We start from the raw sequence: 25,928 nt of genomic DNA on the forward strand, positions 1-25,928 counted from the left end.
TTCCAGAAAAGTGCTTCACTGCGCAGGTGATCGAAACCGAGGCCAGGACTCTCCTGCGCGGAGCGTCGTTGCGGGTGACCCGACCCAGGGTCGCCGTGCTCTCGGCGGTCCACGAGGCGCCCCACGCCGACGTCAGTACCCTTCTCACGCTGGTACGGACACGCATCGGCGCGGTCTCGACCCAAGCGGTCTACGACGTGCTCAAGACGCTCGTCGACGCCGGACTGGCACGACGGATCGACCTGCCGAATTCCCCGGCACGGTACGAGGGACAGACCTGGGACGACCATCAGCACGTGGTCTGCCGCTCGTGCGGCACGATCGCCGATGTCGACGCCCCCCAGGCCGCTCCGCGGCTCGACACCCAACGGAACCACGGGTTCACCATCGACCACGTCGAGGTGACGTACTGGGGTCTGTGCCCGGTATGTCGGACCGAGCGTGATCAGCGTGATCCGGAGTCGGTGCACTGAAGTTTTCACACGGAGGAGCAGAAAAATTTCTGACAACCTGAAGCCGCTTACCACTGCCGCCGGCGCACCGGTCGCGAACAACGAGAACGCCGTCACCGCCGGGCCGCGCGGCCCGATGCTCCTCCAGGACGTCTGGTTCCTGGAGAAGCTGGCCCACTTCAGCCGCGAGGTCATCCCCGAGCGCCGTATGCACGCCAAGGGGTCCGGCGCCTTCGGCACCTTCACGGTGACGCAGGACATCACCCGCTACTCCAGGGCCGCGCTCTTCTCCGAGGTCGGCAAGCAGACGGAGATGTTCGCCCGCTTCTCCACCGTGGCCGGCGAGCGCGGAGCGGCGGACGCGGAGCGCGACATCCGTGGATTCGCCCTCCGCTTCTACACGGAGGAGGGGAACTGGGACGTCGTCGGCAACAACACGCCGGTCTTCTTCCACCGCGACCCCCACCACTTCCCCGACCTCAACCGCGCGGTCAAGCGTGACCCGCGCACCAACCTGCGCTCGCCGGAGAACAACTGGGACTTCTGGACCAACCTCCCCGAGGCCCTGCACCAGGTCACCATCGTGATGTCGGACCGCGGCATCCCCGACGGCTACCGCCACATGCACGGCTTCGGCTCGCACACGTACTCGTTCATCAACGAGAGCAACGAGCGCTTCTGGGTGAAGTTCCACTTCCGCACGCAGCAGGGCATCAAGAACCTGACCGACGAGGAGGCCGCCGCGATCGTCGCCGCCGACCGGGAGTCCTCGCAGGCGGACCTGTTCGACGCGATCGAGCGGGGCGACCACCCGAAGTGGACCTTCTACATCCAGGTCATGCCGGAGGCTGAGGCGGCGACGTACCGCTACCACCCCTTCGACCTCACCAAGGTCTGGTCGAAGAAGGACTACCCGCTGATCGAGGTCGGCGAGTTCGAGCTCAACCGCAACCCGGAGAACTACTTCGCGGACGTGGAGCAGGCGGCCTTCACCCCGGCCAACCTGGTCCCCGGCGTGGGCGCCTCGCCCGACCGCATGCTCCAGGGCCGGCTGTTCTCGTACGGTGACGCCGCCCGCTACCGCGTCGGGGTCAACCACCACCAGATTCCGGTCAATCAGCCGCGTGGCGCGAAGAACGTCAACACCTACCACCGCGACGGCCAGTTGCGCGTGGACGGCAACCAGGGCGCCGTGCCGGGCTACACCCCGAACAGCTACGGCCGCTGGGCGGAGCAGCCGCAGTTCGCCGAGCCGGGCCTGGCGCTCGACGGCGCCGCCGACCGGTTCGACTACCGCGAGGACGACGACAACTACTTCGAGCAGCCCGGCAACCTGTTCCGGCAGATGACCCCGGACGAGCAGGACGCCTTGTTCGGCAACACCGCCCGGGCCATCGACGGTGCCTCACAGGCCACGATCGAGCGTCACATCCACCACTGCACGCAGGCCGACCCGGCCTACGGCGAGGGTGTCCGCAAGGCGATCGAGGCCCTCCAGGCGGCCAAGCAGGCCTGACCCGCGGGACGGACGCGAGGGGCCCCGGGTGACGCGCGTCACCCGGGGCCCCTCCTCGTTCCGTGGCTCGGCAGCCGCTGCGGCACCAGGACGTGCGAGCCCGGCATGATCGGGGCGACAGGCCCTACGGCAGCAGCGCCGTCCTCCCGAACATCTGCGCCGTGACCCGTGCACTGGGGGTTCCGGCGTCCAGGTCGGCGCCCGCTGCGACGAGCGCGGCGACGATCTCGTCCTCACCCTTGAACAGGGCGCCCGCCACCGGGGACTGATTCCGGCCGTTCGGCAGATCGACGTCCGCGCCCCGGGCGATGAGCGCGCGTACCGTGTCCGCGTGCCCGTGGTACGCGGCGAGCATCAGCGCCGTGTTGCCCTCGGGGTCCTGGACGTCGACCGGCAGCCCGTGGTCGAAGAACTCCAGGAGCTCCTCCGAGCGGCCCTCCCTGGCCAGATCCATCACGATCGCGACGAGCCTGCCGGTCTGTTCCTCGGAAAGCGGTTCCATGGCTCCACTCTAGGCGGGCCCTCTCCGGGTGGCCGGAGTGGCGCGACGCAGATCACTACGTCCGGGCTGTCTGAACTTCACGGGAACTCCAGCGAAATGGCACGTGTGTGGATATCGTGCACCGAGCGAGGGCGCATCCGTCAGTCCATGGGATCGGCGGATGCGTCCCGTTTGTGGGGATGCAACTGTGGCTGGGGGGTTCATGGGGCATGTCGAAATACCTGAAACGGATATATCCGGGCCTGCGGGGATCGCGGAGGCACCACGTCCGCGTACCGGCGGGTCCCGGAACCGCACGGTGGCTCCGGAGCGTGTGTGGAGAGCACCGACGACCGTGGAGCGCGACCACACGGAGAGACCACGGGCGAGAAAGAGACCCGATCCGCGTGTACCGCTGCTCGTTCTGACCGATCTGCTGGGACTGGGAGTTCCGGCCTGGCTCGCTCTGCGGGCCGGGGACCAGCCGGACCCTCTCCTCACGGCGGCGTCGGCCGCCCTCGTCTGGGCCGGCGTGCGCGCGGCGCGCGGCCGGTACGCCCCCCGGCCGCCGGGGGAAGCGGCCGGGGCGGCCCTCGGTTCGTTCGGTGACTGGCTGGCGCTCGTCGGGGTGCTGGCGGTGCTGGTGGCGCTCACGGGCAGAGGACTCGACCCGGCTGCCGGCGTCACGGCCCTGACACCCGGCCTCGCGGTCGCCGCCTTCGCGGGGGCTGTGGGCCGCCGACGGTCCGCCGCGGGGCGGCGGGTCCTCGTGGTCGGCGGGGCCGCGGGACTGGACCGGGCGGTGAAGCAGCTCAACTCCCGTACGGATCACCCGTTCAGGGCCGTGGCCGTGGTACCGGTGGGACCGGCCGCGCCCGACTGCGGTACGCCCGTGCCGGGGCGGCTCGCGCCCGAACCCGCCGACGACGACGTGTCCACGGTGCTGGGGAGCGCCTTCGCCCACGACGCGGATCTGGTGCTCGTCGCGCCCGGGCCGCAACTCGGTGACGACCGGCTGCGCCGGCTCGCCTGGGGCCTGCACGACAGCGGGCTGGCGCTCTGCGTGCTGTCGGAGCTGACGGGTGTCGCGGCGGCCCGGGTGCGGCCCGTCGCCGCCGCGGGACTGACCCTGCTGCACGTCACTCCGCCGGTGCGGCGGGGACCGCAGGCCGCTCTGAAGACCGTCGTGGACCGGGCCGGCGCGGCGTTCGGGCTGCTCCTGCTCGCCCCGCTGTTCTTCGCCGTGGCACTGGCCGTGCGGCTGTCGTCCCCCGGGCCCGTCTTCCACCGCCAGACCCGGCACGGGCAGCACAACGCGCCCTTCACCATGTGGAAGTTCCGCACCATGGTGGAGGACGCGGAGTCCCGCAGGGAGCACCTCTCGGCAGTGAACGAGAGCGAGGGCCCGATGTTCAAGATGCGCCGGGACCCCCGGGTGACCCGGATCGGCCATGCGCTGCGCAGGACCTCCGTGGACGAGCTGCCGCAGCTCCTCAACGTTCTCAGGGGTGACATGTCCCTGGTAGGCCCCCGTCCTCCGCTGCCGGAGGAGGTGTCACGGTACGACGAGCGCGAGCTGAGGCGACTGGCGGTCCGCCCGGGCCTGACCGGCCTGTGGCAGGTCAGCGGGCGTTCCGACCTCTCCTGGCAGGAGACGGTCTCGCTGGATCTCTGGTACGTCGACAACTGGTCGGTCGGCACGGACATGGGGCTCCTCGCCCGCACGGTCCGTGCCGTCACCGACGGCCGCGGGGCGTACTGAGACGTGCTGGGGGGACACGAGGGGGTTCGCGTGGGGGGTCGTGCACACGCACGCAGGACGTGCCGCGGCCGTGCGGACGGGGGGTCAGCCAACGGTGGCGTGTGCGCCGAGCCACCAGGCGTAGGTGCGGGCGATGCCGTCGCGGAGGGGAATCCGCGGGGTGAAGCCGAGGGAGGAGAGGCGGGAGACGTCGAGGAGCTTGCGCGGGGTGCCGTCGGGCTTCGAGGTGTCCCACACGATGGCTCCTCGGAAGCCGGTCACCTCCTTCACGGTCTCGGCGAGTTCACGGATGGTGAGGTCCTCGCCGCAGCCGACGTTGACGGGCTCGTCCCCGTCGTAGGACTCCAGCAGCCGTACGCACGCGGCGGCGAGGTCGTCGACGTGGAGGAATTCGCGCCGGGGGCTGCCGGATCCCCACAGGGTGACCTCGCCCGCCCCGTCCCGCTTCGCCTCGTGGAAACGGCGGATGAGCGCGGGCAGTACGTGCGAGGTCTCCAGGTCGAAGTTGTCGCCGGGGCCGTAGAGGTTGGTGGGCATGGCGCTGATGTACGAGGCGCCGTGCTGCCGGCGGTAGGACTGGACCTGCACGATTCCGGCGATCTTGGCCAGGGCGTAGGCCTCGTTGGTCGGTTCGAGCGGGCCGGTGAGCAGCGCGCTCTCGGGGATCGGCTGGGGGGCGTGCTTGGGGTAGATGCACGAGGAGCCGAGGAAGAGCAGCCGGCGGATTCCGGCGGCGTGCGCACCGGCGATCACGGCGAGCTGGATGCGGAGGTTGTCCTCGAGGAACTGCACCGGGTGGGTGCTGTTGGCCATGATGCCGCCCACCTTGGCGGCGGCCAGCACGACGGCGTCCGGGCGGGACTCGCGCAGGAAGGCCTCGGTGGGCGCGGCGTCGCGCAGATCGAGTTCGTCCCGGCCGCGGGTGAGCACCTCGTGGCCGTCGGCGGCGAGGCGGCGCACCAGCGCCGAGCCGACGAGTCCGCGGTGGCCCGCGACGAATATGCGGGAGCCCGGGCGCAGCAGAGGGCGGACGGATTCCTGGGAGGGGCCGGGGATGGCAGGCGTCATGGCTCGGATTGTGCCAGCAGCACGGCACCCGGGTGCCTCTTTGCCTCATTTCGCTCAGATCCTGATATGTCGGTGAACGAAAACGCCCGAAGGGCGACCACAGAGGGGGACTCATGGGAAAGACCGCACTCATCACGGGTGTGACCGGGCAGGACGGTTCGTATCTGGCGGAGCTGTTGCTCGACAAGAGCTACACGGTCCATGGGCTGATACGCAGGTCGTCGAGCTTCAACACCGAGCGGATCGATCACATCTACCAGGGCCCCGAGGAAGCGAACCGTTCCTTCGTGCTCCATCACGCCGACCTCTCCGACGGGGTCGCGCTGGTGAACCTGCTGCGCGACATCCAGCCCGACGAGGTCTACAACCTGGGCGCCCAGTCCCATGTCCGGGTCTCCTTCGACGCCCCCCTCTACACCGGTGACGTCACCGGGCTCGGCACCGTACGGCTCCTGGAGGCGGTGCGGGCCAGCGGGATCGACACCCGGATCTACCAGGCCTCCTCCTCCGAGATGTTCGGCGCGAGCCCGCCCCCGCAGAACGAGAAGACCCCGTTCCACCCGCGCAGCCCGTACAGCGTGGCCAAGGTGTACGCGTACTGGGCGACGGTCAACTACCGTGAGGCGTACGGGATGTTCGCCACGAACGGCATCCTCTTCAACCACGAGTCCCCGCGCCGCGGCGAGACCTTCGTGACCCGGAAGATCACCCGGGGGGTCGCCCGGATCAAGGCCGGCCTGCAGGACCGGCTGCACCTGGGCAACCTCGACGCCGTACGGGACTGGGGTTACGCCCCCGAGTACGTGGAGGCGATGTGGCGGATGCTCCAGTGCGACACGCCCGACGACTACGTCGTGGCCACCGGCGAGGGCGTCAGCGTCCGCCAGTTCCTGGAGTACGCCTTCGAGCACGCCGGTCTCGACTGGACGGAGCACGTGCGCTACGACCCGAAGTACGAGCGTCCCAGCGAAGTGGACGCGCTGATCGGTGACGCCTCCAAGGCGGAGGAACTCCTCGGCTGGAAGCCCGAGGTGAAGTCCCGCGAGCTGGCACGGATCATGGTGGACGCGGACATCAGGCTCCTGAGCGACCAGCTCGCGGGGTCCGCGGTCCGGGTGGACCGGTGACAGGGGCCGGACGTCTCGGACGCGTCCGGGGAGGGGCCCTCCTCCCCGCCCTGGCCCTCACGGCGGGCGCGCTCGGCGCCACCCCGGCCACCGCTCCCCCGGCGGCGGCGCCGACCCCTCCGGTCGGCTCCACCGGCCGGCCGGCACCCCGCCGGGGCCGGGCGGCAGCACGGTCAACGTCACCCCGGACGAGGACGCCTACGCCAACAGCGTGGCGGCGAACACGAATCACGACGACAGCCGGCTCGTCTCCCGGGGCGCCACGGCCTGTGTCGGCCATCCGCGCTTCACCCTGCCGTCCGCTCCGGCCGGCCAGGTGCTCAGGAGCGCGGCTCACCTTCCGGACGTCGTCGGACTCGACGGCGGGTTCGGCCGAGAGCCACAGCATCGTGCCGGTCACCGGCGCGTGGACCGAATCGGCGGTCACCCACGACACCCGGCCGTCGCTCTCCACGACCGTGCTGGGGACCATCACCGGCGCTGCTTCCGTCTCCACCGACTGTTCGGCGGAACTGAACGCGTCCGCACTCGGCGGGGCCCTCGGCTCCGCCACCTCACTCGCCCTGACCAGCAGCGGGACGGACAGTCTCCGCATCTGGTCGAGCGAGGCAACCGCGGCCTACCGGCCGCAGCTCGTTCTCACCTTCGGAGATGAATGATGAACGGAAGTACGGGGCGGAGATCTGGGGGGAGCGGCCGTGTGCGGGCCGCGTCCGCCGCACTCTGCCTGTTCGCCGGAGCCCTGACCGCGACAGCGGCCGGGGCCTCCCCGGCGGCGGCGCTGACACCGCCGGTCGCGATCACCGCGGACGACCTCACGACCTGGCAGACCAACGGCATCGTGTGGTCGATGGCCGCGACCGAGGGCACCGTCTACGCCGGCGGCACCTTCTCCACCATCCGCCCTCCGGACGCGGCGGCGGGCACATCGGAGCAGCCGGCGGTGAACTTCGCCGCGTTCGACGCGGCGACGGGCGCGCCGACGGGCTGCAGCCTGTCGTTCACCCTGTCCTCGGGCACGGCGACCGTACGGGCCCTCGCGCTCTCCCCCGACGGGGGGACGCTGTACGCGGGCGGGCAGTTCGGCGCGGTGAACGGGGTGGGCGTCAGCAACATCGCGGCGGTCGACACCGCGACGTGCACCCCGCGCCAGGACTTCAAGATCGCCGTGTCGGCGACGGTGCGGGCGCTGGACGCGACCGCGGACACCGTCTATCTGGGCGGTGACTTCACCAGTGTGGGCGGCCAGACGAGGAACAGCTTCGCCGCCGTCACCACGGGTGCGGACCTCCTGCCGTGGACGGCGAACGCCGACGAGGTGGCGCGGGCGGTCGAGGTGACCCCCGACGGTCAGCACGTGGCGCTCGGCGGTGACTTCTTCACCGTCAACGGCACCATCTCGCACGCCCTCGCGGTGGTGGACGCCACCACGGGCGCGCTCACCACGAGCTACCCGGGCTTCATCCCCAACACCTCGACGGTGCAGGACCTCACGACGGACTCCACCGGGCTCTACACCGCCAACGAGGGGACCGGCGGCGGGGTGTTCGACGGCAGGATCGCGATCGACCTCGACGACTACCAGCAGCGCTGGCGCGACACCTGCCTGGGCGCCACCCAGGCCGTCCTGGCCCATTCGGGCGTGCTGTACAGCGGAAGCCACGCCCACGACTGCGCCAGCATGGGCGGGTTCCCGGACCAGCCGCGCAGGCACCTGCTGGCCCAGTCGGTCGACGATCCGACGCTGCTGCCCTGGTTCCCGGACACCAACGACGGCCTCGGTGAGCCCGTCGGGCCCCGGGTGATGGCCCAGACCGACAAGGGCGGACGCCACTACCTGTGGGTCGGCGGGGAGTTCACCACCGTCAACGGCGCGGGGCAGCAGGGTCTCACCCGGTTCGCCGACGGCCCGGACACCGGGGCGCCCTGGGTGCCCAACGTCAGTCTCTCCACGGTCACCCCGGGGCAGATCGACGTCCAGTGGCAGACCAGCTTCGACACCGACGACGGTGAGCTCACCTACCGGATCTACAAGGACGGGGCGAGCACACCCGTCCACACCACCACCGGGTACTCGCTGTTCTGGGACCGCCCGCAGCTGAAGTGGACGGACACCGATGTGGCGGTGGGCGAGACGCACTCGTACCGCATCACGGCGAGCGACGGCACCAACACCAGTGCCAAGTCCCCCGCCCAGTCCGCGACGGTGGCCTCGTCCACCCAGGCCTATCCGGCGCGGGTGCTGTCCGACGGTGCCTCGCTCTACTGGCGTTACGACGAGGGCGCGTCCACCTTCGCGGCGGACACCACGGGAGCCCTGAACAACGGCTTCCTGCGCAACGCTCCGGCCTACCGGCAGACCCCGGCCGCGATCGCGGGCGACTCGACCGCGATCGGCTTCGACGGGGCGAGCGAGTACGCCTACAGCAACAAGCGTCACCCGCAGCCCACCCGCTTCTCGGTCGAGACCTGGATCAAGACCACGACGACGCGGGGCGGCAAGATCATCGGGTTCGGCAACCTCACCATGCAGAACAGCACCCGCTTCGACAAGCATGTGTACATGACCAACGAAGGGCGGCTGGTCTTCGGTGTCTACAGCGGCGGCCGGCGCACCGTGACCACGAACGGGTCCTACAACGACGGCGCGTGGCACCACGTCGTCGCCACGCAGGGTCCCGCCGGAGTGGCGCTGTACGTGGACGGGCAGCTGCGCGCGTCGAACTTCCTCTACACCTCCAACGAGAACTACCCGGGCTACTGGCGGGTCGGCGGAGACAACCTGGCCAACTGGGCCAACCGTCCCACCAGTAACTTCTTCGCCGGTCAGATCGACGAGACGGCCGTCTACCCGACCGCGCTGAGCGCTTCGACGGTCAGCGCGCACTACGCCCTGAGGACGGGTGGATGAGGTATCCGTTCCTGGCCGGCGCCGCCGTCGCTCTCGCGACGGCGGCGCTGGCCGCCTGCGGTTCGTCCGGCGGGTCCGGTGACGGAGGCGGGAAGGCCGCCGCGGGTGGCACGCCGTCCGCTGCGGCCTCCGCCGCGCCCTCCGTCGCCGGGCCCACGGCCTCCCCGTCCGGCTCGCAGGCCGCGAAGCCCAGCAGTACGCCGAAGGCCCCCGCCGGGGACATCACACCGGCCACCGGGACCTTCACCAAGAAGCAGAAGGAGTATCTGACCGACCGCGTGCCCAAGGGGATGGACCCGGCCGCGGTGCTCCAGACCGGGCAGGAGACCTGCGACCGGCTGCGCTATCTGGTCAAGGCCGACCGGGACATCGCCGTCGCCGCGGTCGTCTCCGGTGAGGTCGCCGACGCGGAGCCCGCCGTGACCCACCTGTGCCCCCAGCACCAGGACCTGGTCGACGAGGCGGCGCTCGGCTACGCCGACGGCACGCACAAGGGCCCCGCCCTGCGACCCGGGCGCTACCGGGCGCCCTCCCCCACCAAGGCCTGCAGCTGGCAGGTGGCCGGAGCCAAGGGCAAGGAGCTGGAGGCGGGCTCCTCCGGCACCGGAAAGCAGGTGGAGATCACCATCGCCGACTCCGCCCGCACCTTCACCTCCACAGGCTGCTACGCCTGGCTGCCGCAAGGAGACAACGGATGACCAAGCTGCCCATCGCCGTGGCGATCCCCACGAAGAACGAGGGCCTGAACATCGCCGAGGCGGTGAAGTCGGTCCTGGGCCACTTCGAGGCGGTCGTCGTGGTGGACTCCCACAGCACCGACGACACGGCGAAGATCGCCGAGGAGTGCGGGGCCGAGGTGGTCACGTACACCTGGGACGGAGGGCACCCGCGCAAGAAGCAGTGGTGCCTGGAGAACGTCCGCACGGACCTGGACTGGATCCTGCTGCTCGACGGGGACGAGCGGCTCAGTCCGGGGCTGCTGGCGGAGTTGCGCCGGATATTCGCCGACCGGGACAGCCCCAAGCCGGCGGCGTACGACATACCGCTCGGCTACTGGTTCTCGGGCAAGCGGCTCCGGCACGGCTACACGATCCGCAAGCGTTCCCTGACCGACCGGACCAAGTGCTACTACCCGGAGGTCGGTGACCTCGCCGCGCCGGGGATCGGAGAGGTCGAGGGCCACTACCAGCCCGTCGCCGCCACCGCGGAAGCGCTGAGCAACCCCATCGAGCACCAGGACCTGGACCCCGTCACCGCCTGGTTCGAGCGGCACAACCGCTACTCGGACTGGGAGGCGTGGCTGGAGCACCACCCCGAGGTCAAGGAGCAGGTGCGCAAGGTGAAGTCCCGCCAGGGGCAGCTCTTCCACAAGGCGCCGTTCAAGCCGCTGGTGTCCTTCGCCTACATGTACGTCTACCGGCGGGGCTTCCTCGACGGCCGGGCCGGCCTGGACTTCGCGCTCGCCATGAGCTTCTACCGCTGGCAGATCGCTCTGAAGTCGCGTGAGGGAAGGACGGGTTGAGTCAGCGCACCCTCCGGCGGACCACGTCCTCGTAGGTCTCCCGGAGGGTGGCGGTGACGGCCTCGATGGTGAACTGGTCGTTGACCAGCTGCCAGGCGGCCTTGCCCGCCTGCTCGGCGGCCTCCGGCTCCAGCAGCTCCAGGATCGCGTCGGCGACCTTGCGGGCGTTGGCCGCGTCCTCGCCGACCCGGCTGTCGATGACCCGGCCCGCACCGGCCCCCGACACATCGGGGCCCTGCCCGCAGGTGCGGGTGATGACGACCGGGGTGCCGACCGACATCGCCTCCAGGACCGAGACCGGGAACGGCTCCTCGATCGCCGGCAGCACGTACACATCGGCCTCGCGCCCGGCGGAGAGGACCGCGTCGTGCTCCAGCGGGCCCACATGGTCGAGGGAGTCCGTGACGCCCAGCTTCCTGGCGAGGGCGAGGGTGCCGGCCAGCGCGCCCGTGTCCGGGCCGGCCAGCACGAAACGGGCGTCCGGGTGGCGGGCGAGGACGTGCGGCATCGCGGCGACGAAGTCCTCGGGCCGCTTGCGCTCCTGGATGCGGGCGAGGTAAAGCACGGTCGGCGGGCGCCCGGGTTCGCGGGCGGGCTTGCGCTCCTGCGGGCGGACACCGTTGACCAGCCGCACGGTACGCGTGAGCGGCACGGGGGCTGCGACGGCGTTCACGTCGACCCGCTCCATCTCGGTGAGGTGCAGGACCGCGTCGGCCTCGCGCAGCACCTTGCGGACCCCGAGAACGTCCGTGAGCTGGGCGACCTTCTTCTCGGTGGGGTCGATCATGCCGTGGGTCTGGACGACCAGGGGGGTGCGGGTCGCGAGCGCGAGGAGCGCCGCCGGCAGGGTCACCAGGTCACGCATCAGATGGACGTGGACCAGGTCGGCGCCCCGCATCATGCGGCGTGCGGTGCGCAGGAGCGCGGCGGAGGTGATGCCACTGACCTCGAACATCGGGAGCAGGTGCCGCGCCTGGAACAGATGGACGGGAACACCCTCCACGTGACTGGGCAGTTCACCGTCGGGGAAGCCGTCGCCGAGGGCCATGACGCGTGCGTCGTCGCCGTTCGCCCGCTGGACCTTGGAGAGGTTGAACGCCACCCGGGTCGGCCCGCCGAAGGCGTGGTCCGGAGTGTGGAGCGTGACAACATGCAGGATTTTCACCAGAGTTCCCCTCAACTGCGGCTAATACTTCACAGACTAGTCATCGCGCCCCCTCACGTGGGGTGATTCGTTAGAGTGTTCAGCGGTTCACTGATCCCGGGGGGGCGCATGACGTCGGTGCACACATCGGCGCAGGAGCAGGCCGCCCGCCCGGTCACGTCTCCGCAGTGGCCACGACGGAGTGGCGCCCCGGAGCCGCCCGAGCATCCGATCGCCTGGTCGATGCTGTCGCGGGCCCTGTCCGTGCCGCTCATCCTCGGCCTGGTGTGCTTCCTGCCCGCGGTGATCGCCGCCCAGCCCGGCAGCGGGGTCCGGGACACCGCGTACTGGCTCCAGCTGGTGCTGACCTGCTATGCGGGGGCCCGGCTGGCGACGATGATCCTCTCCACCCGGCGGCGGCTGCTCCAGGGTGTCTTCTGGATGTTCGTGTACATCGCGATGGGCGTGGCGCCCTTCGCCCAGGTGGTGATCGGGCAGACGCCGACGCCGATGGTGGGGCCGCGCCAGGACCTGGTCACGGCCATCGCGATGGTCCTGGTGGGGTGTGCCGCCTTCGACCTGGGGGCGCTGCTGGCCTCGCGGCGACCGCTGCGGCGCCGTCCGCCCTCCACGCGGGGCCCGGGCGGAGGGCCGGCCGTGGCGCATCCGGTGCGACTGCGGCTGCTGGTGCTGCTGGCCTTCGCGGCGAGCGCGTTCTATGTGATGAAGCTGGGCGGGCCCTCGGTCTTCTTCTCCAGCCGGCAGGAGATCAACGAGACCGTCGCGGCGAGCGGGGTGGCATCGGAAGGGTCCAACGTCGGCTCGGCGTTCGTCAAGGGCTTCGGACAGGTCCCGGCGCTGCTGGCGCTGCTCTTCTACACCCGCCGTCTGGCAACCTCCTACCGGGCTCGGCGCTCCCCGTCGACGGTGCTGGTGTGGGTGGCGTCGGTGGCGCTGAACCTTGTGGTGAACAACCCCGTGTCCAATGCCCGTTACTGGTTCCTGACAGTGCTGCTGGCCTTCGTGTTCACCGCGTTTCCGAGCAGTGCGGCGATCTACCGCATCGTGCTGGCGACGGGGGTGGTGGGGGCCCTGGTGGTGTTCCCGTACGCCGACAAGTTCCGGTACGACGACGCGGGGCAGCGGCCCGCGCAGTCGGCCTCGGTCTTCGAGCCGCTGGTGACCAAGGACTACGACCAGATGGTGATGTTCGCCAACAGCATCTCGTGGGTCGACACCCGGGGCCACACCTACGGCCGCCAGCTGACGGGCTCCGCCCTGTTCTTCGTGCCGCGCGCGGTGTGGAGCGGGAAGCCGGAGGACACCGGGGTCCGGGTCGGGCAGTGGATGGGGCTGCGGATGACGAACCTCTCGGCCCCGCTGTGGACCGAGTTCTGGGTCGACTTCGGAGCGTCCGGGGTGATCGGCGGGCTCGCACTGATCGGATACGCGGTGGCGCGCACCGACCGCCGTTACGCGCTGGCCGTCACCCGGGCGGGGCCCGGCCCCGGGAGTGTGCTGGCCATCGCCGCGCCGCTGATCGCCGGATACACCTTCATCCTGCTGCGCGGCCCGCTCCTGCAGGCAGCGGGGAAGCTGGCCATCGCCGCGCTGTGTCTGCTGCTGATCAGCACGTTCAAGGACCAGAGGGCAGCGCGTCGGCGGTGACGGCCTCGTCGGGCGCCGGTATCCCGCGCCGGATCCGGGCCACCCGGATCCAGGTGGCGACGGCCTTGCAGAGCGAGCCCAGGCACAGGCCCCAGGCGGCACCGGGGACACCGCCGAGGGCGTAGCCCCCGGCCATGAACGCCACGGCGGCGAGGGAGAACACCACCTGGATGCTCAGCGTGGTGCGCGGGTCGAGCATGCGCAGGGCGAGCAGCCCGCAGGTGCCGAGGGCCATCGCCGCGTACTGGCTGCCGGTCGCGGGGAGCAGGGCGGCGGCCGTGGGCCAGGTGTCGCCCAGGAGCTCACGCCCCGCCCGCTCCGGCAGCAGGGCGAGCACGGTGGCCCAGAGGGCCGCGGTGGCCGCGAGCAGGGCGCCGAGGCCCGCGGTCGCCCGCACCCTGCGCCGTTCCCCGGCGATGCGGCCGAGCAGCGGCGGCCCGAAGGAGGTGGCGGAGGTGAACAGCACGTTGAGCGGCCCGAACAGGGTGGTCGCCCCGCGCAGGGCGCCGACCAGGAGCGGATTGCCCACGGCGCCCAGACCGAGCACGGAGAGCTGGCTGGTCGCGTTGCCCACCCCGAACTCGACGACGAAGCGCCGCCCGAGGTGGCCGCGCCGCAGCATCGGGCGCAGCAGCAGGGGCGCCCCGGCGGTCGAGCGGTGCAGCAGAAGGGCGGACAGCCCGAGGGCCGGCAGGGCGGACAGCCCCCAGACCAGGATCAGACGGGCGGGACCGGCACCGTACTGCTGGACGGACAGGGCGCCGAGGACGCAGAGCAGCCGCACCAGGTCGGCCGTCAGCGCCAGATGGGGCAGCTGGAGCGTGGAGAAGGCGTAGCGCAGGACGTCCTGGCCCAGCACCACCGGCAGGACGAGACCGAGCATCGTCAGCGCGCGGGCGGTCTCCCCCGGGACGGCGAGGCACACGGCTGCCAGCGGCGCGCCGAGCGCCGCCGCAGCCGCCACCGTGAGGACGACGGCCGAGCGGCAGGCGCCCTGGGTGGCCTCCCCCGCGCCGCGCCGCAGGACGAGCGGCTGCCCCGTGTAGGCGCCCGAGACGCCCAGCAGCACCGTGAAGACGAGGTAGACGGCGGAGAAGCGGGCGAAGTCGGCCACGGTGGAGAGCCGGGCGGCGGCGACGAGCACCAGGATGTTGGTGAGCGCGGCCACGCCCTGGTCCGCGACCGAGCAGAGGATCGCGGTACGGGCTCTCACCGGCGCGCCCCCGGAAGGGTGAAGGAGCGCAGGCCCATGGTCTCGGCGGGATCCCCCGTGGTCCCCGGCGCGTCCGCCGCGGCGGCCGGGGTCCCTGGCCCGCCACCGGTGCGGCGCCGGGCGGACCGGGGCCGGTGCTCCACGCGGCGCAGGCGGCCCCGGCCGGGATGGAGCAGGGCGCCGAGCACCGAGCCGCCGGAGGCGCTGATGATCTCGCGGATGCGTTCCAGGTCGCTGCGGTGCACCTCACGCGGGTCACAGACGATCATGACGCCCTCGACCCGGTCGACGAGGGCGACCGCGTCGGCGTACGAGAGCACCGGCGGGGCCAGCACGATGACCACCGCTCCGGGGCGGTCGGCCTCGGCGACGATGCGGCCCACCGGGACGGAGGTCAGGGCGCGCGGCACGTTGTCCACGGTGACCCCGGCGATCAGGGCGAATGCGCCGGAGCCGGGCACGTCGACGTTGAAGCGGGCGCCCGTCGGCCAGCTGCCGTCGCCCTCCTCGCCGGCGGCCCAGCGGGGCGGCCGGACCTCGTGGGCGGAGGAACCGAGATCGCGTGCGAGCGAGGGGGTGCGCAGGTCCGCCTCGACGAGCAGCACGTCACGGCCCATCTCGGCGAAGGCTGCCGCCAGGTTGACCGCGGCGGCAGCGGCGGCGGCGTTGTCACCGCGCGGGGCGGTGACCAGGAGGCGGCGGCTCTCCGCGAAGGATGGGTCGTAGGCGAGCCGGAACGCCACGGCCCGGTACTCCTCGGCCAGCCGGGAGCCGCTGCGCCCGATGGCCAGCAGGGTGCCCACGGCCCCGCGCTCCCTGGGCAGGGTGCCGAGCAGCGGGCCCCCGAGCGAGCGGACGAGCTCGCGGGGGGAGCGCACGGCGGGGTCGAAGACGAGGCGGACCCAGGACAGCAGCAGCCCGAGTGCCAGCCCGACGACGGCGCCGAGCCCGAGCAGCAGGGGAAGTCCGGCCCCGGTGGGCTCGGTGGGTGCGACGGGCTTCTTGTTGAGATAGCCGGGGGTGGTGTCCAGCGCCTTGAGCTCGGAGATCTTCCGGCTCAGCTCGGAGATGGAGACGATGATGTTGGCGCGGGCGCTGCTGACGTCGTCCGCCGCGTCGACACCCGTCCGCTCCTCCAGCAGGTCGCGCTTCTCCTCCAGCGGTTCGAGCTGGGCGCGGTAGCCGTTCGCCATGTTGTCGATGCTTTCCTGCGTCCGCGCCTTGCGGTGGGCGAGGTAGGCGTTGGCCAGGGCCTCGGCGCGGGAACGGGCCTGCTCGGGGGCCGCGCCGGTGTAGGAGAAGCGCAGGGTGAGAGTGTTGGGCGGGTTGGTGACCTGGAGCCCGGCCAGCAGCTTCCGGGCGGTGACGTCGTCGCCCTCCTTGAGCAGGGTGGCGGCGGCCAGGTCACCCACGGTGTCGCTGACCGCGGTCTGACGCTCCGAGCCGATGTTGATGCCCTTGTCGGCGGAGGCGCCGGTGGCGAAGGGGTCGGAGGTCGCGGAGCGCACCTGCACCTCGCCGGTCGCGGTGAAGGTGTCGTCGCCGCTCAGGGCGAGGAAGCCGCCGCCGAGCAGGCCGACGACGACTCCCCCGGCCAGGAGGGCCCGGTAGCGCAGGAGCTGGCGGAACTGATCGCGCAACAGCGCCGGTTCGTCCTGGTCGTCCAGGGGACGGATCGGATGGCTCATCGGCGTGCTCTCCCTTGTGCGTCCCCAGGCTCTGCTTCCCCGGCCGGCGCGTCCCCGGCGTCCGCCGCCCCGGCCCGTACGTCGCCCGCGGCATCCCCCGCCCCGGCCCGTACGTCGTCCCCGGCCCCCGCGCCCCCGGTCCGTACACGACCGCCCCGTGCGTCGCCGAGTGCCTCGGTGAGCAGGGCGTCGAAGCGGGCGAGGCCCGCCTCCCTGCTGAGATGCTCCGCCACGTAGCGCGGGCCGTGGGCACCCAGGGCGTCCGCGGCCTCCGGGTCCGCGACCAGTGCGCGTACGGCGGCCAGGAGTGCGGCCGGGTCCTCGGGGGCCACGAGGACGCCTGCTCCCGAGCGGCGCACCTCGTCGGCCGTTCCGCCCTCACCGGCCACGGAGGCGACGACGGGGCGTCCGGAGACGAAGTACGAGGTGAGTTTGGACGGCACACTCATGTCGAGCACGGAGGCCCGCTGCGTCACCGCGAGCACGTCCGCCGCGGCGAGCACATCGGTGAACTCGTCCGCGCCCGCGGGCGGCAGGAAGTCCAGATTGGGCAGCCCCGCTGCGAGCTCGCGCAGTCCGTCGCGCTGGTTGCCGTCGCCCATCAGCACGACCCGGACGTCCGGGGCCAGGCGCGCGAGCCCGACCAGGACGTCGAGGCCCTGCTTGAGGCCCATGTTGCCGGAGTGCAGGAGCACCGGGGTGCCCTGCCGCCAGCCCAGCCGGCTCCGGGTGGCGGCCCGGTCGGCCGAAGGCCTTTCCACGTGTGTCCAGTTGGGGACGACACGGATGCGTCCGGGGTCCACGCCGAGTGCGGTGACGCCCTCCACGAAGCTCTCGTGGATCACCCCCACGAGAGCGGCTCCGCGCAGCGCGTAACGCTCCGCCTTCGCGGCGACGGCGGCGGCCCTGCCCCCGCCCCGTATCCCGCTCTGCGCCGCCGCGGCACCCATCAGGTCCTGGACGACGGGTATGTGGGGAACACGGTGGCGGCGCGCCAGCCGGGCGGCGATGACACCGCCCGCGAGGCTCGGCATCTGGGAGACCACCGCGTCGGGGCGGCCCGGTGGCGGGGCGAGGATGCCGTGGGCGAGGACCGAGGCCTCGAACGCCGCTCTGCGCAGGGCGGTCTGACGGGGCGGCACGTAGTGGCGCCTGCGGTGCACCCGTACGCCCTCGCGGCTCTCCACCCTGCTCCACACCCCCTGGTAGCGCCCGTCCACGCGCCAGGCCGGGTAGTGCGGCATTCCGGTCAGGACCTCGGTCCTGGCCCCCGACGCGGCCCAGTGCTCGGCGAGCTGCGTGGCGTACGGCCCGATGCCCGTCACCTCGGGGGCGTAGTTCGTGGAGACCACAAGGAGTCTGCGGTTCTCGAACGGTCTCTGATGCTCATCAGCGGACAACGGATGATCGCCTTCCCCCCGGAACAGCCTCTTCGCCGAGCTTATCCGTTCACGGGTTGCACAAGTGTTCTTCACAGTAAGGTCGTTGCACCAGTTCCACCGTGGGGGGAGAGAACGGATGGTGCAGCACAGGGTCGGATACGCGCCGGGGGTGTACGACTTGTTCCATGTCGGGCACCTGAACATCCTGCGGCATGCCCGCAGTCAGTGCGACTACCTGGTGGCAGGGGTGGTGTCCGACGAGATGGCCGCGCTGGCCAAGGGCCACAAGCCGGTGATCCCGCTGACCGAGCGGCTGGAGATCGTGCGCAGTGTGCGCCATGTGGACGCCGCTTTCGTCGAGACCGTCCCGGACAAGGTGGAGACCTGGCAGCAGGTCCGCTTCGACGTGATCTTCAAGGGCGACGACTGGCGGGGCACGGAGAAGGGCGAACGCCTGGAGCGGGACTTCGCCGAAGTCGGCGTGGAGGTCGTCTACTTCCCGTACACCGTGCACACGTCCAGCACCCAGCTGCGCCGTGCACTGGACGTCCTCGTCAGCCGGCCCGGAGCGCTTTCAGCTCCCTGAACCACTTGCCCAGGAACGCCACGAGGAAGACGGCGTGTACGACCGCGAGTGCGGCGTACCCGGCGCGGAACGCCCCGGGTGCGCCGAGCAGCAGGAAGACAAGGCAGAACACCCCGTAGTCCGCAGGCAGCAGCGCCACGGCCCGCACCCGGGACACCGGAGCCGCAGGGCCCGCGGGAGCGGGTGCCGCACGGGGCGCCGCCTTGCCGAGCTGCTCCCTCAGCAGTCCCGCGCAGAACGTGAGCACGGCCACGAACAGGAAGCCCAGAGGCAGCAGGAGCCAGCCCTCACCGGGCAGTTCGGCGAAGCGGTGGAACGAGACCAGCACGGCGGCGTGGACGAGGATCATCTTCGCGCAGTCCACGACATGGTCGAGCCACTCGCCGTCCGGCCCTCCCCGCCCGGTCAGCCGGGCGAGCTGCCCGTCGGCCGAGTCGAAGGCGAAGCCGACGGCCAGGCCCGCGTAGACGAGCACGCCGAGCCGCCAGGACGGCTGCACGAGCGCCACGGCGGCGATCGCCGCGAAGGTGAACGCGGCGCTGACCAGCGTGACTTGGTTGGGTGTCAGCCCGGCGCGGTACGCCCCTGCGGCAAGCAGGCGGCCGGCCGGCCGGTTCACGTATCGCGAGTAGAGCGAGACACCCTTGGACGACTTCTGTGCGCCGCGCAGTTCGCGCAGCACCGTACCCGTACCCGACATACGCCCCCCAGCGCCCGGTGGTTTCCCGTCGCATCATGGCAGAAACGATGTGCCGTGCGGGGAGATACGCGGACGCGGGCGGGCGCGACGTCGGCTCCCGGGGGCTCAGCCCCGCCCGTCCGCCGCGCCCGTGTCCTCGTCCGGTTCCGGATCCTGGCGCGTGAGCTGTGCGTCCAGGTCGTCGAAGAGCAGCTCGCCCCGCTCGATCTGGCCGGTCCGGTACGCGGACCGCGCCACCAGATGGGCCGCCACCGGACCCGTCATGAGCTGGAAGAACCCGATGAGGGCGAGCGTCGCCACGTCCATGCCGCCGCGCAGCCGCAGCGCGACACCCGCCAGGACCAGGAGCAGCCCGAGGGTCTGCGGCTTGGTCGCCGCGTGACTGCGCGAGAGGACGTCCGGCAGCTTCAGCATGCCGACCACCCCGAGGAGGCAGATCGCCGCGCCGAAGAACACGAGGGCCGCCCCGGCCGTGTCCATGATCTGCAGCCAGACGCTCACTTCTCCCCCTTCCCGCCCGCGGGCCTGCGGTGCGCCAGCGGTTTGTCCCGTACGGCGATGAAACGGGCGATGCCCACCGACCCGGTGAACCCCAGGAACGCGAGCACCAGCATGATCGGGAAGTAGAACGAGTCCCGGGCGAAGGCGGACTTGGCGCCCAGTCCCGCGATGACCACGGCCGCGAACACGTCGAGGCCGATGGCCCGGTCGAGCATCGAGGGACCGCGGCTGATCCGGACGAACAGGAGCGCGACCGCGACGACGACGAAGACGACGGCGGCGGTCATCAGCACCCGGTCGACGGTCTCGGGGCCGCTCATGCGTCCTCCTCCACGTGGTCGGATCCGGGGACCGGCGGGGGTGGCTCGCCCACCCGCGCGATCTCGTCCGGCGTGCCGAACGCCCGTACCGTCAGCTCCTCCAGCTTCCAGACCGAATTCCGGGCGGCCTCCAGCTGCGCCGGCTCGTCCGCGTCCAGGACGTGCAGGAAGAGGGTGGCCGTGGCTCTGCGCACCTCGACCACGGAGCCTCCGGGCACGTTGGACACGGTGACGGCGGTGGCGGCGAGCATCAGGTCGCTGCGGCAGCGCAGCGGTACGCCGATGACGGCGGGCCGGTGAGGGTGGTCGGAGAAGATCTGCCGGGTGACCCTCACCCCCGAGGTGTACATGTCGTAGAGCAGATAACCGGCGAGCCTGAGGATGCCCCAGAAGTGCAGCCGGAGCCCCAGGTCGACCTGCGGCAGCGGGAAGGCGAGGCAGACCGCGACGGCGACCGCCACCCCGGTGACGACGTTGGCCCAGGTCAGCGTGGACCACAGCAGGACCCAGATGAGAGTGAGCCAGGCGATCAGCGGGAGGTCGAGCACCCGGCGCCGGCGGCCGGCGAACTGAACGCTGTAGGGGGGCAGTTCGGGATTGCGGTACGACAGGGTGATCAGTCGCCTCATGGACCGAGCACCTCCTCCACGTAGGGGCGGCGCGCGATGAGTTCGGCTGCCGAGCGGTCGGTGAAGGCTGTCAGCGGACCGGCCAGCACGGTGAAGGCGAGGCCGAGCACGACGGCGCCCGCGGTGGCGCCGGTCATGGCCTTCGGCGGGTGGATCGTGGTGGTGACGGCCCGGCCCTGGAGGGTGGCCGCCACCGGCTGCCCGGCCGGGGAGGGCCCCACCCCTTCGTCCCCGGTGCCGGGGATGCGGTCGGGCCCGGTGTCGGCATCGTCGTCGTCGGTGTCGTCGGACGTCTCCAGGACGGTGCCGTAGGCGGCCTGGCCCGGCGGCTCGGTGCGCCAGAAGGCCAGGTTCCAGATCTTGGCCATGACGTACAGCGTGAGCAGACTCGTCACCGTCGCTCCCGTGACGAGGATCCAGGCCCAGACACTGCCGTCGGCGACGCCGGCCCGCATGAGCCCGAGCTTCCCGATGAAGCCGGAGAGCGGGGGAATCCCGGCGAAGTTCATCGCGGGGAGGAAGAAGAGGACCGCGAGCAGCGGGGCGGCCCTGGCGAGTCCGCCGAGCCTCGTGAGCTCGTTGGTGCCGCCCCGGCGCTCGATGAGTCCGGCGACCAGGAAGAGGGTGGTCTGGACGGTGATGTGGTGGGCCACGTAGAAGATGGCGCCGCCGTACGCCTCACGGGTGGCGAGGCCGATGCCGAAGACCATGTAACCGATGTGGCTGATCAGCGTGAAGGAGAACAGCCGCTTCAGGTCGGTCTGGGCGACCGCCCCGAGGATGCCCACGATCATCGAGGCGAGGGCGACGGCCATGAGCAGGTCACCGAGCCGGTTGCCGGGGAAGAGCAGGGTCTCGGTGCGCAGCATGCAGTAGATGCCGACCTTCGTCAGCAGGCCCGCGAAGACGGCGGTGACGGGCGCGGGCGCGGTCGGGTAGGAGTCGGGGAGCCAGGCGGCCAGCGGGAACACGGCGGCCTTGACGGCGAACACGGTGAGCAGCATGGCCTGCACCAGGGTCTGCACGCCCAGGGAGAGGTCGGGCAGCCGGACGGCCAGCTGGGCGAAGTTGGCCGTGCCCGTGGCGGCGTACGTCATGGCGATCGCCGTCAGGAAGAGCATCGAGGAGAACAGCGAGATGATCACGTACGTGGAGCCGGCCCGGATGCGGGGCCCGGTCCCGCCGAGCGTGAGCAGGACGAAGCTGGCGACCAGCATGATCTCGAAGCCCACATAGAGGTTGACCAGGTCGCCGGCGATGAAGGTGAGGGAGACCCCGGCGACCAGGATGAGGTAGGCGGGATGGAAGACGGCGACCGGAGTCTCCTTGTCCCGGTCCGCCATGCCCTGGCCGAGCGAGTAGACGAGGACGGACAGGGTGACCGCCGAGGAGACGGTCAGCATCAGTCCGGACAGCCGGTCGGCGACCAGTGTGATGCCGAGCGGCGGGGCGAAGTCACCGAGGTGCACGGAGAGCGGCCCCTGCCGGTCCGCGGCGATCATCAGGGTCACCGAGAGGGCGAGTACGGCGGTGAGGACCGCGACGCTGATGAAGCGCTGGAAACGTGCGAGGCGGGTGCCGAACGTGAGGCTCACCCCGGTCGCGCAGAGCGGCAGCAGCACCGGCAGGGGGACGAGCGCGTTCATCCGGCGGCTCCTCGGTCGTGGTCCTGGTCGTTCACGTAGTCCTCCGGGTCGGCTCCCAGCACGTCGTGCCACAGGTCGCCGCCGGCGTCCCGGCCGCGGGCCTGACGGGCGCGGTCGGCGCGCAGCCGGGCGACCAGCCGGCGGTGCTCCTGGCGGTAGCGTGCGCGCTCCGACCGGGTGCGGCCGGACTCCGCCCGGTACTCCTCCCGGAGCTCGGCCCGCTCCCCGAGCACCTCGGCGCGCAGGTAGATGCGCCGGTCCTCCAGGTCGTCGTGGACCTCGTCGGTGCCGGTCAGCTGGTAGCTGCGGTAGGCCATGGCGAGCAGGAAGGCGGTGGTGGCCAGGGTGATGACGATGGCGGTGAGGGCGATGGCCTGGGGCAGCGGGTCGGTGACGCGGCGCAGCGGCACACCGTAGAGCAGGGGCGCCGCGCCCGCCGAGCCGGTCGCCGAGAGGACCAGCAGGTTGATGCCGTTCCCGGCGATGACCGCGCCGAGCAGGATGCGGGTGAGCGGGCGGGTGAGCATGAGGATGCCGCCGACCGCGCAGAGGACGACGGCCGTGGCGAGGAGCGAGGCGCTCATGGTCATCGGTTCGGCTCCCCCTTCCCGGTGCCGGGCCCCGTGCCGGTGGTGGGGACCAGTGCGCCCGCCGCCCGCTCGATCTGCCGGTCGATCTTGGCGCCCAGCGCCCGCACGATGTCCAGGACCACACCGAGGACCAGCAGGTAGACGCCGAAGTCGAAGAGGACCGAGCTGCTCAGGTGGTAGTCGCCGAAGACGGGAAGATGCCCGTGGTAGGTCCAGGCGTGCAGCACCGTCCCCTCGGCGAGGCCGCCCAGGGCGACACCGGTGGAGACGAAGAGTCCGAGGCCGGTGAAGAGGCCGGGCTGCAACGGCGCGGCCTCGGCGAGCTCGAACCGGCCGCCCGCCAGGTAGCGGGTGATGAGGCCGAGCCCGGCCACGAGCCCGGCGACGAAGCCGCCGCCCGGCATGTTCTCCGCGCAGAACAGCAGGTAGAGGGAGAGCACCAGGATGGGGTGGAAGAGCAGCCGGCCGACCACTTCGAAGACGACGGAGCGGTGTTCGGGCGCGAGGGTGGATCCCGCGGCCAGCCAGTCCCGTTCGGGTGCGGTGTCGTCGCCCTGGGGCAGGCCGGACAGTTTCGAGGCGGACAGCGCCCAGGCGGTCGCCCCGCGCAGTTCCTCCCTGCTGGAGGAGTCCTCGCTGCGGCGGTGCAGGTAGATGAGACTGGTGACCCCGATCGCCGCGGCCGCGAGGACGGCGGACTCCCCCATGGTGTCCCAGGCCCGCAGGTCGACCAGGATGGTGGCCACCACGTCCTTCAGGCCGTGGTGGGCGACCTCCTCGACCATCGCCGCGCCGGCGGGCTCCGCGATGCGCGCGGCTCCGGTCACCCAGACGGCCACGCCGATCGTCGCCGCGGCGCCCAGCGCCACCGGGATGCGCAGGGCCCGCCGCCAGGTGCCGATCGACTCCTCGAAACGGACCGGCATCCGGCGCAGGACCAGGACGAACACGATCATCGACACCGTCTCGACGCAGAACTGGGTGAGTGCCAGGTCGGGGGCGCCCTGCACGACGAAGAGCAGCGCCGCCCCGTATCCCGTGAGTCCGGCCAGGACGACGGCCTTCATGCGGCGGCTGACGGTCAGGCAGGAGAGCGCGGCGGCGCAGGTCAGCACGGCCACCGCACCCTGGAGGGGGACGTCCCACAGCCGGGGGGCGACCGCTCCTTCCCAGGGCCGGTCCGTGACCATGACCGCGAGCTGGCCGGCCAGCATCACGAGCAGGGTGATGGCGAGGTAGCCGGAGAGGGAACCGCGCTGGACGAAGCCGGTGACCTGGAGGGCGAGGCGTTCCAGTCCGAGCAGGAGGTACCCGAAGACGTTGTCCGCGGTCGGCCAGGCGACGCGGCGGGAGACACGGGTGACCCGCGCGCGTGCGGCGAAGAGCACGGCCCCGGCCACCCAGGTCACCGCGGACAGCAGCAGGGCCGTCCCGAGGCCGTGCCAGAGCGCGAGGTGGTAGGGGTGGGCCGGGGCGGTGAAGGCGTCGGCGTACGTGGCGAACAGCGGGTCCGTCCATCCCACGCCGGGGCCCAGCACCAGCCCTGCGACGGAGAGTACGGCGGGCGCCGCCAGGAGGGCGCCGACGCGGTGGGCGGGGGTGTCGGCGAGCCCCGGCTTACGGGCGAAGGCCCCCCACACGAAGCGCAGGGTGTAGGCGACGGTCAGCGCCGAGCCCGCGACGACGACCGCCAGGGTCCAGCGGTCGGCGGTGTCGCCGTGCAGCAGGGCGTCGAGTGCGGCTTCCTTGGCGGCGAATCCCAGGAGCGGCGGCAGCGCGGCCATCGAGGCGGCGGCGAGCACCGCGACCGCGCACGTGGCGGGCATGGCGCGGCCGACGCCGGAGAGCACCCGCAGGTCCCGGGTGCCGGTCGCGTGGTCCACGATGCCGGTGACGAGGAAGAGAGCCGCCTTGAACAGGGCGTGGGCCAGGATCATCGCCTCGGCCGCCAGAGCCGCGTTCCGGTTCCCCGCACCGGCGAGCACCGTGAGGAAACCGAGCTGGCTGACGGTGCCGTAGGCGAGCACGAGCTTCAGGTCGTGCAGCCGCAGCGCCCGCCAGCCTCCCAGGAGCATGGTCGCTCCGCCGAGCACCAGGACCGTGGGCCGCCATACGGGGACGTCGGCGAAGCCGGGCGCGAGGCGCGCGATCAGGTAGACGCCGGCCTTGACCATCGCCGCGGCGTGCAGATAGGCGCTGACGGGGGTGGGCGCCGCCATGGCGTTGGGCAGCCAGAGGCTGAAGGGCCAGATCGCCGACTTGGACAGGGCCCCGCACAGCACGAGGACGACGGCGACGGACACGGCGAGGGTCGGTGCGGGAGGGTCGGCGACGATCGCGGAGATCCGGTAGGTGCCGGCGGCCTCGCCCAGGATCAGGAAGCCGATCAGCATCGCGAGGCCGCCCAGCGTGGTGACGGTGAGCGCCTGGAGGGCGGAGCGCCGGTTCTTCTTGTGTTCGCTGTTGTAGCCGATGAGCAGGTAGGAGAAGACCGTGGTCAGTTCCCAGAACACGTAGAGGGTGATCAGGTCGTCGGCGAGGACGAGCGCGAGCATGGCGCCGGCGAAGGCCAGCAGGTTCCCCGCGAAGGAGGCCAGTTGGGGTGCGTCGTCCCCGAAGTAGGACACGCAGTACAGCAGGACGAGCATGCCCACCCCGGCGGCGAGCAGCACCATCAGCTCGGCGAGGGCGTCCAGACGCAGGGCGACGGACACGTCGTACGTGCCGATCCACTCCCAGGACCAGGTGACGGCGCGTCCGGACTCGGTCCCCGTCCACTCGGTGACCGCCCAGACGGTGGTGGCGGCGGGGGGCAGCGCGAGCACGGCGAAGGCGTATCTGCCGAGGCGCCGGACCAGGGGCGCCGCACACGCCGCAAGGGCGAAGTGGCTGAGGATGAGTACGATCACGACGGGAAATCCGGAACAAAGGGCACCGAATACAGATATATCCCCTGGCGCGGTTCACCCGTCCGGCGCGCCGCGCGGTCCGCGGCCCACTGGTCAGGGTCCGCCTCGGTGGG

Annotated in this window: 22 protein-coding genes and 1 pseudogene; 10 read left to right on the top strand and 13 right to left on the bottom strand. The window is 71.6% G+C overall.

What is annotated here, in order from left to right; translation table 11 throughout:
* The first annotated feature begins 26 nt into the window (after window positions 1–26).
* The gene (locus ACFY8O_RS28685; protein WP_145808395.1) at window positions 27–473 is read left to right on the top strand and encodes a Fur family transcriptional regulator; all 447 of its coding nucleotides are present in this window, start codon (window positions 27–29) and stop codon (window positions 471–473) included.
* 25 nt (window positions 474–498) lie between these two features.
* Entirely contained in the window at window positions 499–1,968 is a 1,470-nt protein-coding gene (locus ACFY8O_RS28690; protein WP_145808844.1) for a catalase, read from the top strand.
* Between the two features lie 124 nt (window positions 1,969–2,092).
* Here ACFY8O_RS28690 and ACFY8O_RS28695 read toward each other — a convergent pair whose 3' ends face one another.
* Window positions 2,093–2,470 carry an ankyrin repeat domain-containing protein gene (locus ACFY8O_RS28695; protein ID WP_145808397.1) on the bottom strand — a complete coding sequence of 126 codons (378 nt, stop codon included), beginning with the start codon at window positions 2,468–2,470 and terminating at the stop codon, window positions 2,093–2,095.
* A gap of 202 nt (window positions 2,471–2,672) precedes the next feature.
* Between ACFY8O_RS28695 and ACFY8O_RS28700 the strand changes: the two genes are divergently transcribed.
* A complete protein-coding gene (locus ACFY8O_RS28700) occupies window positions 2,673–4,211 on the top strand; it encodes an exopolysaccharide biosynthesis polyprenyl glycosylphosphotransferase (protein ID WP_387907378.1) in 1,539 nt (512 codons plus the stop codon).
* Between the two features lie 84 nt (window positions 4,212–4,295).
* On the opposite strand, the gene ACFY8O_RS28705 is transcribed toward ACFY8O_RS28700, so the two are convergent.
* On the bottom strand, window positions 4,296–5,279 hold the full coding sequence (locus ACFY8O_RS28705; protein WP_387907381.1) for a GDP-L-fucose synthase family protein: 984 nt from the start codon (window positions 5,277–5,279) through the stop codon (window positions 4,296–4,298).
* Window positions 5,280–5,392: 113 nt separating this feature from the next.
* Between ACFY8O_RS28705 and gmd the strand changes: the two genes are divergently transcribed.
* The 5 genes from gmd (at window position 5,393) to ACFY8O_RS28730 (ending at window position 10,839) form a co-directional block, all read left to right on the top strand.
* Window positions 5,393–6,406 carry a GDP-mannose 4,6-dehydratase gene (gmd, locus tag ACFY8O_RS28710; protein WP_387907384.1) on the top strand — a complete coding sequence of 338 codons (1,014 nt, stop codon included), beginning with the start codon at window positions 5,393–5,395 and terminating at the stop codon, window positions 6,404–6,406.
* A 269-nt stretch (window positions 6,407–6,675) separates the two neighbouring features.
* Window positions 6,676–7,065 (top strand): DNRLRE domain-containing protein, encoded by a 390-nt coding sequence (locus tag ACFY8O_RS28715; protein ID WP_387907386.1) that lies wholly within the window; start codon window positions 6,676–6,678, stop codon window positions 7,063–7,065.
* Complete coding sequence (locus tag ACFY8O_RS28720; RefSeq protein WP_387907388.1) at window positions 7,062–9,317, top strand: LamG-like jellyroll fold domain-containing protein; 2,256 nt, start codon at window positions 7,062–7,064, stop codon at window positions 9,315–9,317. Before ACFY8O_RS28715 ends, ACFY8O_RS28720 begins: the two co-directional genes overlap by 4 nt.
* Window positions 9,314–10,015: a hypothetical protein gene (locus tag ACFY8O_RS28725; RefSeq protein WP_387907390.1), complete on the top strand. Its 702-nt coding sequence runs from the start codon at window positions 9,314–9,316 to the stop codon at window positions 10,013–10,015. The genes ACFY8O_RS28720 and ACFY8O_RS28725 overlap by 4 nt, the downstream gene beginning before the upstream one ends.
* A complete protein-coding gene (locus ACFY8O_RS28730; protein ID WP_387907392.1) occupies window positions 10,012–10,839 on the top strand; it encodes a glycosyltransferase family 2 protein in 828 nt (275 codons plus the stop codon). Before ACFY8O_RS28725 ends, ACFY8O_RS28730 begins: the two co-directional genes overlap by 4 nt.
* A gap of 1 nt (window position 10,840) precedes the next feature.
* On the opposite strand, the gene ACFY8O_RS28735 is transcribed toward ACFY8O_RS28730, so the two are convergent.
* Window positions 10,841–12,004 (bottom strand): glycosyltransferase, encoded by a 1,164-nt coding sequence (locus ACFY8O_RS28735; RefSeq protein ID WP_387907395.1) that lies wholly within the window; start codon window positions 12,002–12,004, stop codon window positions 10,841–10,843.
* A gap of 108 nt (window positions 12,005–12,112) precedes the next feature.
* Between ACFY8O_RS28735 and ACFY8O_RS28740 the strand changes: the two genes are divergently transcribed.
* Entirely contained in the window at window positions 12,113–13,651 is a 1,539-nt protein-coding gene (locus tag ACFY8O_RS28740) for a hypothetical protein (RefSeq protein ID WP_387907396.1), read from the top strand.
* On the opposite strand, the gene ACFY8O_RS28745 is transcribed toward ACFY8O_RS28740, so the two are convergent.
* From ACFY8O_RS28745 to ACFY8O_RS28755, 3 genes and pseudogenes are all read right to left on the bottom strand, one after another.
* Window positions 13,620–14,864, bottom strand: a complete 1,245-nt coding sequence (locus tag ACFY8O_RS28745) for a hypothetical protein (RefSeq protein ID WP_387907399.1) — start codon at window positions 14,862–14,864, stop codon at window positions 13,620–13,622. The two genes, ACFY8O_RS28740 and ACFY8O_RS28745, sit on opposite strands and share 32 nt — an antisense overlap.
* Complete coding sequence (locus ACFY8O_RS28750) at window positions 14,861–16,552, bottom strand: lipopolysaccharide biosynthesis protein (RefSeq protein WP_387907402.1); 1,692 nt, start codon at window positions 16,550–16,552, stop codon at window positions 14,861–14,863. Before ACFY8O_RS28750 ends, ACFY8O_RS28745 begins: the two co-directional genes overlap by 4 nt.
* 152 nt (window positions 16,553–16,704) lie before the next feature.
* A pseudogene (locus ACFY8O_RS28755) lies at window positions 16,705–17,904 on the bottom strand (glycosyltransferase); the annotation flags it as partial.
* Between the two features lie 166 nt (window positions 17,905–18,070).
* Between ACFY8O_RS28755 and ACFY8O_RS28760 the strand changes: the two are divergent.
* Complete coding sequence (locus ACFY8O_RS28760; RefSeq protein ID WP_145808419.1) at window positions 18,071–18,520, top strand: adenylyltransferase/cytidyltransferase family protein; 450 nt, start codon at window positions 18,071–18,073, stop codon at window positions 18,518–18,520.
* On the opposite strand, the gene ACFY8O_RS28765 is transcribed toward ACFY8O_RS28760, so the two are convergent.
* The 7 genes from ACFY8O_RS28765 to ACFY8O_RS28795 all read right to left on the bottom strand — a co-directional run bounded on the left by ACFY8O_RS28765 (window position 18,489) and on the right by ACFY8O_RS28795 (window position 25,815).
* Window positions 18,489–19,220, bottom strand: a complete 732-nt coding sequence (locus tag ACFY8O_RS28765) for a CDP-alcohol phosphatidyltransferase family protein (protein WP_145808421.1) — start codon at window positions 19,218–19,220, stop codon at window positions 18,489–18,491. The genes ACFY8O_RS28760 and ACFY8O_RS28765 overlap by 32 nt on opposite strands.
* Window positions 19,221–19,325: 105 nt before the next feature.
* A complete protein-coding gene (gene mnhG, locus ACFY8O_RS28770) occupies window positions 19,326–19,721 on the bottom strand; it encodes a monovalent cation/H(+) antiporter subunit G (RefSeq protein WP_145808423.1) in 396 nt (131 codons plus the stop codon).
* The gene (locus ACFY8O_RS28775) at window positions 19,718–20,041 is read right to left on the bottom strand and encodes a monovalent cation/H+ antiporter complex subunit F (RefSeq protein ID WP_145808425.1); all 324 of its coding nucleotides are present in this window, start codon (window positions 20,039–20,041) and stop codon (window positions 19,718–19,720) included. Before ACFY8O_RS28775 ends, mnhG begins: the two co-directional genes overlap by 4 nt.
* Window positions 20,038–20,670, bottom strand: a complete 633-nt coding sequence (locus ACFY8O_RS28780; protein WP_145808427.1) for a Na+/H+ antiporter subunit E — start codon at window positions 20,668–20,670, stop codon at window positions 20,038–20,040. The genes ACFY8O_RS28775 and ACFY8O_RS28780 overlap by 4 nt, the downstream gene beginning before the upstream one ends.
* Window positions 20,667–22,316, bottom strand: a complete 1,650-nt coding sequence (locus ACFY8O_RS28785; protein WP_145808429.1) for a Na+/H+ antiporter subunit D — start codon at window positions 22,314–22,316, stop codon at window positions 20,667–20,669. The genes ACFY8O_RS28780 and ACFY8O_RS28785 overlap by 4 nt, the downstream gene beginning before the upstream one ends.
* The gene (locus ACFY8O_RS28790) at window positions 22,313–22,906 is read right to left on the bottom strand and encodes a Na(+)/H(+) antiporter subunit C (protein WP_145808431.1); all 594 of its coding nucleotides are present in this window, start codon (window positions 22,904–22,906) and stop codon (window positions 22,313–22,315) included. The genes ACFY8O_RS28785 and ACFY8O_RS28790 overlap by 4 nt, the downstream gene beginning before the upstream one ends.
* Window positions 22,903–25,815 carry a Na+/H+ antiporter subunit A gene (locus ACFY8O_RS28795; RefSeq protein WP_387907409.1) on the bottom strand — a complete coding sequence of 971 codons (2,913 nt, stop codon included), beginning with the start codon at window positions 25,813–25,815 and terminating at the stop codon, window positions 22,903–22,905. Before ACFY8O_RS28795 ends, ACFY8O_RS28790 begins: the two co-directional genes overlap by 4 nt.
* Window positions 25,816–25,928: the final 113 nt, after the last annotated feature.

The sequence above is a fragment of the Streptomyces argenteolus genome (assembly GCF_042902585.1).
Taxonomy (GTDB): domain Bacteria; phylum Actinomycetota; class Actinomycetes; order Streptomycetales; family Streptomycetaceae; genus Streptomyces; species Streptomyces argenteolus.